This is a genomic window from Leifsonia sp. fls2-241-R2A-40a (assembly GCF_030209575.1).
Lineage (GTDB): Bacteria > Actinomycetota > Actinomycetes > Actinomycetales > Microbacteriaceae > Leifsonia.
Genome location: NZ_JARVRS010000001.1, coordinates 2,054,503 through 2,066,847 on the forward strand (window position 1 = coordinate 2,054,503; position 12,345 = coordinate 2,066,847).

The window sequence follows — 12,345 nt, forward strand, 5'->3', positions numbered from 1 at the left end:
ACACGATGGCAGAGCGCAACGAATGGTTCTTCCCGCGCGGCTCGCTGAGCGACGGCGGATGGGAATCAGCGGTCGACGACTCCTTGGCGGGCTGGCAGCACACGGGCCTGCGGGTCGCCGACTTGGCGGGAAACGCGGTGGAGCTGCCCGCCGGGGATATCGAGCGGATCGTCGTCCCGTTGGCCGGCTCGTTCACCGTCGAGCATGAAGGCCGCACCACGCGGCTGACCGGGCGCTCCTGTGTGTTCGAGGGCCCGACCGACGTTCTGTACGTGGGCGCCGGGATCGGGTTCGAGCTTCGTGGTTCCGGCCGCGTGGCCATCGCCGAGGCACCCACCGCCGTTCCCCGATCGACGGCGTACATCCCGGCCGAGGAAGTGCCGGTCGAGCTGCGCGGCGCGGGGCGGGACACCCGCCAGGTCCACAACTTCGGCACTCCCGCGGCACTCGACGCCGCAGCGCTGATCGTCTGCGAAGTCATCACGCCCGCGGGCAACTGGTCGTCGCATCCCGCCCACAAGCACGACGAGAACGTGCCCGGGCACGAATCGCGACTCGAGGAGATCTACTACTTCGAGGCCGCTCCGGCACGCGGCCTCGCGGCCCCGGCCGGCGCGGACGCCTTCGGGACGTTCGCGACCTACGCGTCAGCCGCCGGCGCCATCGAGACCAACGCGCTCGTGCGGACCGGCGACATCGCCCTGGTGCCGTTCGGCTACCACGGCCCCGCCGTCGCCGCGCCGGAATACGACCTCTACTACCTCAACGTCATGGCGGGCCCGGACGAGGAGCGGGTGTGGCTCGTGAGGGACGACCCGCGCCAGGCGTGGCTGCGCGAGACGTGGTCCGATCAGGATCCCGACCCGCGCCTGCCGTACAGCCAAGATCAGGACTCCGTACAGACGACGCGAGGAGCGACCCCATGACCACCCGCAGGATGACCGTCGGCCAGGCGCTCGTCGAGTTCCTCGCCAATCAGTGGACGGTCGACGGCGACATCCGCGAGCGCACAGTCCCGGGGATGCTTGGCATCTTCGGGCACGGGAACGTCGCCGGTCTCGGCCAGGCGCTCAAGCAGGCGAACGTGCACGACCCCGTGCTGATGCCGTATTACCAGGCTCGCAACGAGCAGGCGATGGTCCATCAGGCCGTCGGCTACGCCCGCATCCACCGGCGCCGCGCAACGCTCGCCTCGACGGCATCGGTCGGCCCCGGGGCCGCGAACATGCTGACCGGGGCGGCGCTGGCCACGGCGAACCGCCTCCCGGCCCTGCTGCTGCCGTCGGACACCTTCGCCACCCGCGTCGCCGACCCGGTTCTGCAGCAGCTCGAGCACCCGCACGACCTCGGCATTCAGGTCACCGACGCGTTCCGTCCGGTGTCGCGCTTCTTCGACCGCGTGCACCGGCCGGAGCAGCTGTTCTCGATCGCCCTGGCGGCGATGCGCGTTCTGACCGACCCGGCGGAGACCGGTGCGGTGACCATCGCGCTGCCAGAGGACGTGCAGGCCGAGGCTCTGGATGTGCCGGAGGAGTTCCTTGCGCCGCGAGAGTGGCATATTCGGCGCCCTCTGCCCGAGCGCTGGGCACTCCAGGCTGCTGCCGACGCGATCCGGAACGCTGAGCGGCCCTTCATCGTCGCGGGCGGCGGTGTGCTCTACTCGGAGGCCGAGGAGTCACTGCGCGCGTTCGTCGAGCAGTCCGGCATCCCGGTCGGCACCAGCCAGGCCGGCGGCGGTGCTCTTGCCTGGGACCACCCGCAGTACCTTGGCGGGGTCGGCGCCACGGGCACGACGGCGGCGAACCGGCTTGCGGGCGACGCGGATGTCGTGATCGGCGTCGGCACGCGCTACAGCGACTTCACCACCGGCAGCCGCACGGTCTTCCAGAACCCGGATGTCACGTTCGTGAACATCAACGTGGCCGCGTTCGATGCTTACAAGCACGGCACCCAGCTTCCGGTCATCGCGGACGCCCGGGAGACGCTGGATGCGCTCCGCCAGGCGCTCGCCGCCACGACGGTCGCTGCCGGATACGCCGAGCGGATCGCGAGCGAGAAGCGCGACTGGGATGCGGTGGTCGAGTCCGCGCTCGCGCCGACCGGTGCGGAGCTGCTGAGCCAGGCCGAGATCATCGGCGCTGTGCAGGGGGCGAGCGACCCGCGCGATGTCGTCGTCCAGGCGGCGGGTTCGCTGCCGGGCGACCTGCACAAGCTATGGCGTGTGCGCGACCCGCTCGGCTACCACGTCGAGTACGCGTTCTCGACCATGGGCTACGAGATCGCCGGCGGACTGGGCGTCAAGCGGGGTCTGGAGGCGGCGGGAGACGACCGAGACGTCATCGTGATGGTCGGCGACGGCTCCTACCTGATGCTGCACAGCGAGCTGGCGACCGCGGTCGCCGAGAGCATCAAGATAGTCGTCGTGCTCATCCAGAACCAGGGCTTCGCCTCCATCGGCCACCTGTCGGAGACGGTCGGATCGCAGCGCTACGGCACCCGCTATCGCTACCGCAACGACGCCGAGCTCAACTTCGAGCGCGGGGACTTCCTGCCCGTGGACCTTGCCGCCAATGCGCGCAGCTACGGAATCGACGTCGTCGAAATCGCGCGAGGCACGGACGCGACCGCGGAGCTGTCCGCCGCGGTCGCTGCGGCCAAAGCGTCGCCCACGTCGACGCTCATCCACATCGAATCCGACCCGTTCCTGTACGCCCCCGATGGCGGGGGCTGGTGGGACGTTCCGGTGGCGGAGGTCTCCGAGCTGCGGAGCACCCGCACGGCGCGCGACGAGTACCTCGAGCAGCGGAAGAGGCAGCGCCCGCTCCTCGGGTGAGGCGGCGGGATGGCCGCTGCGTTTACCGGTCGACGAGGGTGATCTCGAACGAGTAGAGGTCGGGGCGATAGCAGTGCTGACCGTATTCGACCGCGCGTCCTGAGGTGTCGAACGCGGTACGGGTCATGGTCAGGACGGCGGCGCTCTTGGCGAGCTCGAGGAGTTCGCCTTCGCGTGCCGTGGCCTCGCGAGCGCCGATGCGCTGGTGGGCGATGCGGACGTTGACACCGCGATCGCGGAGCAGCTCATAGAGACCGCGGGCCTCGAGATCGTCGGCGCTGATGGTGCTGAACTCCGTAGGCAGGGTGTTGTCGAGAATCGCCAGGGGCACCCCGTCGGCGAATCGGACGCGGACGACATGCAGGACCGCGGATTCGGCTTCGATGTTGAGCTGTTCCGCCTCCTCGGCGCTCGCCGGCCGGACCTCATGTCGGATGACCGAGGTGCTGGGGGTTCGGCCGGACTCGGAGAGGTCTTGGTAGAGGCTGGTCAACTCGACGTTGCGGGTGACCGGGCCGCGGACGACCTGCGTCCCGACGCCGCGCCGGCGGATCAGCAGCCCCTTGTCGACCAGGCCCTGAATCGCCCGGCGTACCGTCGGCCGCGAGAGCGACAGGCGTTGAGCGAGGGCGATCTCGTTTTCGAGTCGCGCTCCGGCAGGGAGCACTTCATCCTGGATCGCTCGCTCGAGCAGGACGGACAGCTGATGGTAGAGCGGCACGGGACTGGTTTTGTCCAGATCGGTGAAGAACTCCCGCGGGAGGGGATGCTCCGTCTGCATGTGCATCACATCGCCTCTCCGATTGTCAGAACAATCATACTCAGTTCCTTTCTCGCACCCGTCAATCGAGGAGGAGCGAGAGGCGAAAGGGTGAGTACCGCGACCCTTGCAGCTGGCGTGAAGGACGATGATGTCGTCCCGTGTTCGTGCGTCGGGACGATGGTCCGTTTCCTTCGCCGACGTCAACTTGTGATCCAATTCGCCTATCTCCTCGATTCGATCGGTGGGGAGGATCACTGGGGCAAGATGTCTGCGATTGCGTGGGTCGCCTTCAGGACGCGGGTGGCGGTGTCGCGGATGAGGTCGAGGTCTTCGCCGGCCCACTGAGTGATGTAGCCGATGCTGTAGGTGCTGGTCTCTAGGCCGGCCAGCCCGGCAACGATGTAGGCCACGGATTCGGCTTCGACTTCCATGCGACCGCGGTGCGCGCGGTACTGGTCGAGGTCGTCGATGTGGTGCAACTGGATGTGCGCGGTCTCGTGGAGGAGGGTTTTCGCTTCCTGCTCCGGGGCGAGGTCGTTTCGCAGCACAATGCTTCGTCGTTCGGGATCCGTGTAGCCGTTGGCGTGGGTGAGGGGCTTGCGGGTGAGGGTCCATCCGGTGGTGGTGAGGTGGGCGGTGAGCGATCCGATCAGGTTGTGATCGTTGTTGCCGGTGAGCAGTTGGGCCGGGTTTTCCGGGGTGGGCGTAGCGCCGTCGATGGCGTCGGTCTGGGAAATGTCGAATACGGACAGGACGGGGAAGAACCGCACGACCCTTTCCGCGTTCTCGTCGGTAGTGCCCTCCTCGGTGATGCTCGCCTTTTTCTGGCTGTAGCCGAAAATTCTGATGCCGGTTTCCCCGGTGCGCACGTGCCGGCCCTTGGTCTGCCATTGCCGGTATCCGGCGACCATGGTCGCGTCGGGTTTTTGGGCGAGGATCAGCAGTAGGTTGTTCAGGCTGTAGGTGTGGAAGGACCGCGCGAAGTCTAGGAACTGCCGCCACCTGCCGCTGTCGGCTAGCTGCTGCACCTGGTCGATGATGGATGCGTGAAGCGCCTCTGCTAGGGCCCTTCGCTGCTCCGGGGTGCGCGTTGCCTGTCCGGTCTGTGTGGTCATGGTTTCTGCTCCCTTGTGGTCACCCGGTTTGGTGGGCTGTTCGGTAAGGGAGTCGGCGGGGAGCGGGAGCGCCGGGAGTGCCAGCCGCTCTGCCGGGAGATAAGCCCGGAGGGCGCGTGACAGAGCGGTTGGAACGGCAAGGTGCGTCAGCGACCTACGATGAACGGCCGGACAGCCCACCACCTCAGTGCATGAGGGCAGCCTGCGATAGCAGGTCCACGACAGGCCTTCAAACCTGATCGCCCGGCAACGCAGCCTCATGGGCGACGTACGGTGGCGTGCCTCGGTGGGTGGTGCCGCCTGCGGCGGCGCTCATCTTGCCGTTTTGTTTGTCTTTCCGCCGGCCGATCGTAGCTCGTTCCCGGGGCGTCCGTGCCGGGCTTTCGCGGCATATCCTCACTCGCTATCGCTCCCTCCGGTATTCCACGGTCCCGGCACTCCCTCCCCTCCCACTCGCAATCGATCTCTCCGCCGGAAGGCAAACAAAAACGATCGACAGGGGAGTGATTGTGATGCGGGTATTCGTCATCGACACCAGAAACATGGGTCCGGAACTGCAGGGCGGACTGATCGGCGTGGTCGGCTCGGTCTTCCCGACCGCGGAGGAGAAGAAGGAATGCGTAGAAACCGTGAGCCGGTACGCGGGCGACGGGTGGGCGATCGCCGCTGACCCTCGCACCCTAATCGGGCGACTGGCGGCGCTGACCGCGGAAACGGCAGGTGTGCCATTCGTGAACCTCCGCAAGCTGCGGGAGAAACAGGACCGTACAGTCAGTGGTCCGGCGGACAATCGCCTCATCGACTCTGGAGGTGTCGGACGTGGGATCGATTGAGTCCTATGAGACCGCAGCAGGCAAGCGCTACCGGGTTCAATACCGGACGCCTGATCATCGCAACACGATGAAGCGAGGCTTCAACACGAAGCGTGCAGCGGAGCTCTTCCTGTCATCGGTCAACGTCTCGCAAGCTAAAGGCGAGTGGGTCGACCCTACGAAGGCGAGAACGCCGGTCTCGCACGTTGCCGAGGAGTGGTTCCGCGCCCAGGTGCAAGTGAAACCGACAACTCGCTCGGGTTACCGATTCCACCTCGACAAGTATGTGCTTCCGCGCTGGGGCAACACCCGACTGGTCGACGTGCGGCACAGCGACGTCCAGGCGTGGGTGGGGGAGCTCTCGACCACCCTTGGCCCTTCGATGGTGCGGCAGATACATCTCGTCCTGGCGGGCGTGCTGAAGTACGCCATCCGCGATGGGCGCATCACCCTCAACCCGTCCGACGGTATTCAACTGCCGAGGCTGTCATCGCGGGAACACGGTTACCTGACGCACGCGCAAGTGCGGGCCTTGACAGCCGAGTGCGATAACCAGGGTGATGTCGTCCTCTTCCTTGCATACACGGGGCTTCGCTGGGGCGAGATGGCCGGCCTTCAAATCAATCGCGTCGACTTCACCCGCCGACGGCTCGACATAGCCCGGGCGATATCCGAACCGCGGGGAGTGATCGTGTGGGGCACGCCGAAGAATCACGAGCGGCGCTCTGTCCCCTTCCCGGCGCTGCTGATCGCTCCGTTAGAGGCTCGGTGCGCCGGTCGCGACCCCGACGAGCCGGTGTTCGTCGGCGCCGACGGCGGTGTGCTCCGGGCTGGCAACTTCCGCAACCGTGTCTTCAACGAGGCCGTCGCCCGATGCATGGAGAAGGATGGCACCTTCCCGCGACTGACTCCTCACGACCTCCGACACACGGCCGCTTCGCTCGCCGTCTCGGCTGGCGCGAACGTCAAATCCGTGCAACGGATGCTCGGACACGCGTCTGCCGCGATGACCCTCGACGTCTACGCCGACCTCTTTGACGACGACCTTGACGATGTCGCGAATGCACTCGATGCCGAAGCCGCCAAATCAGTTGTAGTCAAAATGTAGTCAAACACCATTTCGCTGGCCGCGCCCGACCAACGAAAAACCCCCGGATTCCTGGCAGGACCGGGGGTTTCCTTCGGTGGCTCCGACCGGCGTCGATCCGGTGACCTTTCGATTTTCAGTCGAACGCTCTACCAACTGAGCTACAGAGCCGTAAGGCGCTTTCGCGCCTACGTAGACGGAAGCCCTTCCGAGGGGGAAGGGCTTGTCGCCGTAGCGACCCTGACGGGACTTGAACCCGCGACCTCCGCCGTGACAGGGCGGCACGCTAACCAACTGCGCTACAGGGCCTTATTGTGTTGCTTCTTGAATTGTAGTGGACCGTTGGACGTGACCCCAACGGGATTCGAACCCGTGCTACCGCCGTGAAAGGGCGGCGTCCTAGGCCGCTAAACGATGGGGCCGGATCGCCCGAACAGCTTTCACTGCTCGATGACCACCGACGAACAAGCATACGGAACAGCCGTCGAGAATGCGAATCGGGATCAGATCCCGGGCGGGTCGACGGGGAGCGAGGATGTCTCGCTTCCCGCAACGCCCACTCCAAATCCCCGCGGGCCGCTGCCCGCCGCCATAGTCTGCCGCCCAGGCGGTCCCCCGGCCGCCCGTGCCGACGCACGCCGACTCCGACCCCCTTCCGGCCATCCCCCGGGGTGCCCGGGAAGCCATGTTGCTAGAGTTGCGCATGTTGACTCCGGGGCTCGCGTGACGGGTGTTACGGATGTGAATGCGAAGTGAGCGGGTCACACACACTTATGAGACGCGAGACCAACAGCCGAACGGTTCCCCCGACCGGGCCTGGCGGCCCCCGCCGCCGGGCGTTCCGGAGCGCCCTCGCGGCAGCGGCCGTCGCCGCCGTCATCGCCGTCGGATCGGTGGCAGCGCCGGCCTACGCCGACAACTACCCGAGTTGGCAGGACGTCCAGAACGCCAAGGCCAACGAGTCCGCCGCGTCCGCCCAGGTCAGCCGCATCAACGGCCTGATCGCCCAGCTCAAGCAGGAGGTCGCCGACACGCAGGCGGCGGCCGTGAAGCGCGGCGAAGAGCTGGAGGCGGCCCAGGCCGCGCTCGACAAGGCCACGATGGAGGCGCTCGACCTCGAGTCGCAGGCCGCCGCGAGCCAGAAGAAGGCGGACGACGCGAGCGTCCAGGCGGGCAAGCTGGCCGCACAGCTCTACCGCACCGGTGGCCGCAACCTGACCGCGAACCTCTTCCTCAGCGGCAACCACGCGACGTCGACGAGCCCCGAGCAGCTGCTCTCCGACCTCGGCAGCATGTCGAAGCTCGTCGAGAGCTCGAACAAGGTCTACACCGACGCCAAGGCGGCGCAGAACACGGCGAAGGCGCTGTCGGCCCAGGCCGACGTGGCCAAGGCGGAGCGCGAGCGCCTTCGGGTGATCGCGGACGCAGCGATGCAGGCGGCCATCCAGGCGGCGAAGGCCGCGCAGGACAAGCTGGCCGAGCAGCAGAAGCAGATCATCGTGATGCAGGCGCAGCTCGCCGCGCTTCGCGACGCCACGGCGAAGACCGTGTCCGGCTACCAGGCCGGCGTCGCCGCCGCGGCGGCCGCAGCAGCGGCGCGCGGATCGGGCGGCCTTCCCGGCGGCTACGTCGGACCGCAGGGCTGGGCGGTCCCGGCCGCCGGTCCCATCACGGACGGCTTCGGCGCGCGACCGTCGCCCGGCGGCGTCGGCAGCACCTACCACCTGGGCATCGACATCGGCGCGTCGTGCAACGCCCCCATCTACGCGGCGCACAGCGGGACCGTCATCTACGCGGGACCGAACGGCTCGTACGGCAACTTCGTGCTCATCGACAACGGCGGCGGAGTCGACACCGGCTACGCCCACATCCGCAACGGCGGGATCCTCGTCGGCATCGGCCAGAGCGTCGGCGCCGGCCAGCCGATCGCCCGCGTCGGGACGACCGGCGCATCCACCGGCTGCCACCTCCACTTCGAGGTGCGCATCAACGGGACGAAGATCGACGGCATCCCGTTCATGAGAGACAGGCAGGCACCCCTTGGCTAACGAGAACGAGAAGACGAGCCGCGTCCGCCCGGGCCTCGCCATCGGGGCGGGCGTCATGGGAGCGGTCACCGCATCCATCGGCATCGTCGCCCCCGCGCAGGCGGTCGACTACCCGTCGTGGAACGACGTGCAGCAGGCGAAGAACAATGTCGCCAACCAGCAGGCGATGATCGACAACATCACCGCGCTCATCGGCAACCTGCAGTCGAACGTGGATGCGTCCCGCGTCGCCTCCGAGAAGGCGGCCGAGGCCTACTTCCAGGCGAAGGATGCGCTCCAGGCGGCGACCGAGAAGGCCACCGACCTGCAGAAGCAGGCGAGCTCCGCCGCGAGCAAGGCGAAGACGTCGAAGATGCGTGCAGGGCTCTTGGCCTCGCACCTGGCCAAGTCGGGTGGCGGCGACGTCACCACCGACCTGATGCTGAAGGGCGGCGGCTCCGGTTCTGCGGCGGACAAGCTCCTGTTCCAGCTGGGCACCATGAGCAAGCTGACCGAGCAGTCGAAGGCGGTGTACGACCAGGCCACCAAGGACAAGAACACGGCCGACGCGCTCACCGCCCAGGCCAAGGTCGCAAAGACCGAGCGTGAGTCGCTCGCCGCCGAGGCCGACAAGGCGCTCTCGGCCGCGAAGGCGGCCCAGGCGCAGGCGCAGGCCGCCCTCGCGACGCAGCAGCAGAAGTCCACCGAGCTCGTCGCGCAGCTCGCGACGCTGAAGAACACGTCGGCCCAGACCGAGGCCGCCTACCTTCAGGGCGAGCAGATCAGGGCTCAGCAGGAGGCGGCGCGCAAGGCGGCCGAGGCGGCTGCTGCCGCGGCGGCCGCAGCAGCGGCTGCCGCCAACCACCCGCCCGCGTCGTCCGGCGGTTCCGGCGGCGGCGGTGGAGGCTCCGCTCCCGCAGGCGGCGGCGGAGGCGCGGCCCCGGCCGCTCCTGCCGCCCCGGCCGCACCGAACGGCAACGTGGTCGACACTGCGATCGCCTACGCCCGGGCCCAGCTGGGCAAGCCGTACATCTTCGGCGGCGAAGGCCCCACCGGGTACGACTGCTCGGGCCTCACCATGAAGGCGTACGCCTACGCGGGCGTCTACATCGGCTCGCACTCCGTGAACAACCAGTACTACACGGCGGCGAACCGCGGTCAGCTGGTGTCGTACGGCGCCAAGCAGGCCGGCGACCTGATCTTCTGGGGCGACGGTCCCGGCGACTTCTACCACGTCGGTATCTACATCGGAGGCGGCATGATGATCGCGGCCCCGACCGAGGGCGACGTCGTCAAGGTCCAGTCCGTCTGGGGAAGCCCCTGGGGCGTCGTCGCCCGCCCGAGCGCCTGACCCGTCCCCTCCGTTCAGCCCCCGAGCACAGGAAAAGCGCCCCGGATCCATAAGAATCCGGGGCGCTTTTCCTGTGCTCGGGGGCCGGTCGGTTAGTGCGACTCGGCGAGCTTGGCGATGGCCTTCTGGATGAGGCCGTCGGCCTCGGCCGCATCGCCCCAGCCCTCGATGTTGACGAACTTGCCCGGCTCGAGGTCCTTGTAGCGGGCGAAGAAGTGCTCGATCTCCTTGCGGGTCTGCTCCGGGATGTCGTCGACGTCCTGGATGTGCAGCCAGCGCGGGTCCTTGTACGGCACCGCGATGACCTTGGCGTCGCCACCGGCCTCGTCGCTCATGTTGAGCACGCCGACGGGGCGGACCTTGACGCCGACGCCCGGGAACAGCGGGTACTCGAGCAGCACCAGCGCGTCCAGCGGGTCGCCGTCGTCGCCCAGCGTGTTCTCGAAGAAGCCGTAGTCGGTCGGGTACACGAAGCTCGTGAACAGCACGCGGTCGAGGTACACACGACCCGTCTCGTGGTCCACCTCGTACTTGTTGCGGCTCCCCTTGGGGATCTCGATGACGACGTCGTATTCGGCCATGCCGTGCTCCTTAACTCGTTGCAAACCTGCACTAACGTTACTGGATGCACCTCGACGGATCGGAGGCCGGCCAGGCCTCGCCCGGCCCGGAGCGCCGCCCGCGCCTCACCCCGCCGATCGCCGACGCGAGGCGGGCCGTCCGTTCGGCCCTGTCCTCCGCGGCCACTCTCCCCGCGGTCGATCCGCACGACGACCACGGGCCCGCGCGGCCCGCACCGCTCACCCCGGGCGCGCTCGTCATCGTGGGCCTGAGCGGGGGAGCCGACTCGCTCGCCCTCGCCGCGGCCACGGCCTTCGAGGCTCCGCGCACCGGGTTCCGTGCCGGCGCGATCGTGGTCGATCACGGCCTCCAGCCCGGCTCCGACGCCGTCGCCGCGCGCGCCGCCGAACAGGCGGCCGCCCTCGGGCTCTACCCCGTGCTCGTCGACCGCGTCGACGTCTCGTCGGAGGGAGGGCCGGAGGCAGCGGCCCGCGCCGCCCGGCACGCCGCCTTCGACCGCGCCCTGGCCGCGACCGGCGCCGAGCGCATCCTGCTCGCCCACACCCTCGACGACCAGGCGGAGACCGTGCTCCTGGGCCTCGCCCGAGGATCGGGACCGTCGAGCCTGCAGGGGATGCTGCCCGACACCGGCCGGCTGCTGCGGCCCTTCCTCGGACTCCGGCGCGCGCAGACCCGGGCGTTCTGTGTCGACAGCCGCCTCGATCCGTGGGACGACCCGCACAACGACGACCCCTCTTACACGCGCGTGCGCGTGAGGACGGCGGTGCTCCCGGTTCTCGAACGCGAGTTCGGGCCCGGCGTCGCCGAAGCGCTCGCACGCACGGCCGAACAGCTGCGCGAGGACGACGAGGCCCTCGACGGTCTCGCCCTCGAGTGGGCCCAGGAGCTGGTCAGCCAGGCCGACGACGGATCGGTCGCCCTGGACGTCCGCGGACTCGCCGCCGACCCGGCGGCTCTGCGCCAGCGGATCATCCGCCTGGTGGTCTCCGCGGAGTTCGGGATCTCCCTCACGCGCACCCACACGCTGGCCGTCGCCGCCCTCATCACGGACTGGCACGGGCAGGGGCCGCTCGACCTGCCAGGCGTTAGAGTGGTCAGGCAGAACGGCCTGCTCTCGTTTCACCCCACCACGTAAGGACAGCGCCACCCCCATGGAACTCACGGACGTTCAGAACGACCTGACCGAGATTCTGATCACCGAGGAGCAGATCCGCTCCCGCATCGCCGAACTCGCCCGGGAGGTGGAGCGGGACTACGCCGGCAAGGATGTGCTGCTGATCGGCGTCCTCAAGGGTGCCGTGATGGTGATGGCCGATCTGTCGCGCGAGCTGCGCATCCCGGTCACCATGGACTGGATGGCCGTCAGCTCCTACGGCAGCGGAACGCAGTCGAGCGGGGTAGTCCGCATCCTGAAGGACCTGGACACCGACCTCAGCGGCAAGACCGTCCTCATCGTCGAGGACATCATCGACTCGGGCCTGACGCTGTCGTGGCTGCTGTCGAACCTGCGCAGCCGTGGTCCGGAGTCGATCGAGATCTTCACCCTGCTGCGCAAGCCCGAGGCGGCTCGGGTCGAGATCGACGTCACCTACGTCGGATTCGACATCCCGAACCAGTTCGTCGTCGGCTACGGCCTCGACTACGACGAGCGGTATCGCACGCTCCGCGGAGTCGGCATCCTGGCGCCCGCCGTCTACAGCTGATCGCCCGCCCGGGCATGGAGAGTGCCCAGAGCGAACACGCAGGCGGCCCACAGCGCCCAGGCGGTACTGTGG

11 protein-coding genes and 3 tRNA genes are annotated in these 12,345 nt (G+C 68.2%); 8 read left to right on the forward strand and 6 right to left on the reverse strand.

The genetic code is table 11. From position 1 onward, the window contains the following. The first annotated feature begins 5 nt into the window (after positions 1-5). Entirely contained in the window at positions 6-926 is a 921-nt protein-coding gene (iolB, locus tag QRN40_RS10225) for a 5-deoxy-glucuronate isomerase (RefSeq protein WP_285115509.1), read from the forward strand. Next, the gene (gene iolD / locus QRN40_RS10230; protein WP_285115510.1) at positions 923-2,833 is read left to right on the forward strand and encodes a 3D-(3,5/4)-trihydroxycyclohexane-1,2-dione acylhydrolase (decyclizing); all 1,911 of its coding nucleotides are present in this window, start codon (positions 923-925) and stop codon (positions 2,831-2,833) included. The genes iolB and iolD overlap by 4 nt, the downstream gene beginning before the upstream one ends. 22 nt (positions 2,834-2,855) lie before the next feature. Here iolD and QRN40_RS10235 read toward each other — a convergent pair whose 3' ends face one another. Both QRN40_RS10235 and QRN40_RS10240 read right to left on the reverse strand, forming a co-directional pair. Continuing rightward, complete coding sequence (locus QRN40_RS10235) at positions 2,856-3,614, reverse strand: GntR family transcriptional regulator (RefSeq protein WP_285117475.1); 759 nt, start codon at positions 3,612-3,614, stop codon at positions 2,856-2,858. A 233-nt stretch (positions 3,615-3,847) separates the two neighbouring features. Continuing rightward, complete coding sequence (locus QRN40_RS10240) at positions 3,848-4,711, reverse strand: ArdC-like ssDNA-binding domain-containing protein (RefSeq protein ID WP_285115511.1); 864 nt, start codon at positions 4,709-4,711, stop codon at positions 3,848-3,850. Between the two features lie 512 nt (positions 4,712-5,223). Here QRN40_RS10240 and QRN40_RS10245 point away from each other — a divergent pair. Beyond that, a complete protein-coding gene (locus tag QRN40_RS10245; RefSeq protein ID WP_285115512.1) occupies positions 5,224-5,544 on the forward strand; it encodes a hypothetical protein in 321 nt (106 codons plus the stop codon). Beyond that, positions 5,522-6,631, forward strand: coding sequence for a tyrosine-type recombinase/integrase (locus tag QRN40_RS10250; RefSeq protein ID WP_285115514.1), 1,110 nt, complete (start codon positions 5,522-5,524; stop codon positions 6,629-6,631). The genes QRN40_RS10245 and QRN40_RS10250 overlap by 23 nt, the downstream gene beginning before the upstream one ends. Before the next feature lie 77 nt (positions 6,632-6,708). Here QRN40_RS10250 and QRN40_RS10255 read toward each other — a convergent pair. From QRN40_RS10255 to QRN40_RS10265, 3 genes are all read right to left on the reverse strand, one after another. Further along, a tRNA-Phe gene (locus QRN40_RS10255) sits at positions 6,709-6,781 on the reverse strand. A gap of 64 nt (positions 6,782-6,845) precedes the next feature. Beyond that, positions 6,846-6,919, reverse strand: a tRNA-Asp gene (locus tag QRN40_RS10260). Between the two features lie 40 nt (positions 6,920-6,959). Next, positions 6,960-7,032, reverse strand: a tRNA-Glu gene (locus QRN40_RS10265). Between the two features lie 351 nt (positions 7,033-7,383). On the opposite strand from QRN40_RS10265, the gene QRN40_RS10270 reads away from it, so the two are divergent. Both QRN40_RS10270 and QRN40_RS10275 read left to right on the forward strand, forming a co-directional pair. Then, complete coding sequence (locus tag QRN40_RS10270; RefSeq protein WP_285115515.1) at positions 7,384-8,658, forward strand: M23 family metallopeptidase; 1,275 nt, start codon at positions 7,384-7,386, stop codon at positions 8,656-8,658. Next, the gene (locus QRN40_RS10275; RefSeq protein ID WP_285115516.1) at positions 8,651-9,988 is read left to right on the forward strand and encodes a C40 family peptidase; all 1,338 of its coding nucleotides are present in this window, start codon (positions 8,651-8,653) and stop codon (positions 9,986-9,988) included. The genes QRN40_RS10270 and QRN40_RS10275 overlap by 8 nt, the downstream gene beginning before the upstream one ends. 92 nt (positions 9,989-10,080) lie before the next feature. On the opposite strand, the gene QRN40_RS10280 is transcribed toward QRN40_RS10275, so the two are convergent. Then, positions 10,081-10,569, reverse strand: coding sequence for an inorganic diphosphatase (locus QRN40_RS10280; protein ID WP_285115517.1), 489 nt, complete (start codon positions 10,567-10,569; stop codon positions 10,081-10,083). Between the two features lie 44 nt (positions 10,570-10,613). Here QRN40_RS10280 and tilS point away from each other — a divergent pair, with 44 nt between their 5' ends. Both tilS and hpt read left to right on the forward strand, forming a co-directional pair. After that, positions 10,614-11,705, forward strand: a complete 1,092-nt coding sequence (gene tilS / locus QRN40_RS10285) for a tRNA lysidine(34) synthetase TilS (protein ID WP_285115518.1) — start codon at positions 10,614-10,616, stop codon at positions 11,703-11,705. 16 nt (positions 11,706-11,721) lie between these two features. Continuing rightward, positions 11,722-12,273 carry a hypoxanthine phosphoribosyltransferase gene (gene hpt / locus QRN40_RS10290; protein ID WP_285115519.1) on the forward strand — a complete coding sequence of 184 codons (552 nt, stop codon included), beginning with the start codon at positions 11,722-11,724 and terminating at the stop codon, positions 12,271-12,273. The last annotated feature ends 72 nt before the right edge of the window (positions 12,274-12,345 follow it).

Bases quoted from the DNA above. Each gene is read 5' to 3' on its own strand.
- iolD (WP_285115510.1), top strand. From the start codon at position 923: ATGACCACCCGCAGGATGACCGTCGGCCAGGCGCTCGTCGAGTTCCTC.
- QRN40_RS10270 (WP_285115515.1), top strand. From the start codon at position 7,384: ATGAGACGCGAGACCAACAGCCGAACGGTTCCCCCGACCGGGCCTGGC.
- QRN40_RS10280 (WP_285115517.1), bottom strand. From the start codon at position 10,569: ATGGCCGAATACGACGTCGTCATCGAGATCCCCAAGGGGAGCCGCAAC.
- QRN40_RS10240 (WP_285115511.1), bottom strand. From the start codon at position 4,711: ATGACCACACAGACCGGACAGGCAACGCGCACCCCGGAGCAGCGAAGG.
- QRN40_RS10235 (WP_285117475.1), bottom strand. From the start codon at position 3,614: ATGCAGACGGAGCATCCCCTCCCGCGGGAGTTCTTCACCGATCTGGAC.
- iolB (WP_285115509.1), top strand. From the start codon at position 6: ATGGCAGAGCGCAACGAATGGTTCTTCCCGCGCGGCTCGCTGAGCGAC.
- tilS (WP_285115518.1), top strand. From the start codon at position 10,614: ATGCACCTCGACGGATCGGAGGCCGGCCAGGCCTCGCCCGGCCCGGAG.
- QRN40_RS10245 (WP_285115512.1), top strand. From the start codon at position 5,224: ATGCGGGTATTCGTCATCGACACCAGAAACATGGGTCCGGAACTGCAG.
- hpt (WP_285115519.1), top strand. From the start codon at position 11,722: ATGGAACTCACGGACGTTCAGAACGACCTGACCGAGATTCTGATCACC.